General features: G+C 59.0%; 1 protein-coding gene. It reads left to right on the forward strand.

The genetic code is table 11. From position 1 onward, the window contains the following. A partial coding sequence (locus AC1RR7_RS29735) for a cadherin-like domain-containing protein (RefSeq protein ID WP_493158908.1) occupies nt 1-588 on the forward strand: 588 nt, incomplete at both ends.

Genomic DNA, 588 nt, shown 5'->3' on the forward strand with positions numbered 1-588 from the left:
CCTGACCAACGACGTGCAAGGCGCTGACCGCGTCCCAACCGGTCCCAATGCCGGGCCGATCACTGCCGGTACTTTCACAGGGACCTACGGCACGCTGGTGTTGAACGCCAACGGCACTTACACCTATACGCTGAACACCAACGATGCGGACTTCAAAAACCTGCATGGTGGCGGCAACGGGACTGAAACTTTCACCTACACCATCACCGACTCGGACGGCGATACCAGCACTGCGAATCTTGTTCTGCAGATTCACAACAACGACGATCCGGTGACCATCAGTGGTCTCGATGTGAACGGTGGTGAACTCACCGTCTTCGAGAAAAATCTCAGCACCGGCAGTGCACCGGATGCCACCGCCCTGACTCAGAGCGGCACGTTCACCATCACTGCACTGGACGGTGTCACCACGTTGACTGTCGGCGGAATCGCCGTCGTCACCAATGGCGTGGCCGCAGGCTTCCCGCAATCGGTCACGACTCCGTTGGGCAGCACGCTGACGATTACAGGCTTCAACGCTACGACGGGTGTCGTGAGCTACAGCTACACCCTGGATCACAACGATGCTCATCCGACTGCCAACGGCGC

The organism is Pseudomonas sp. GW821-FHT11G12 (assembly GCF_058808055.1).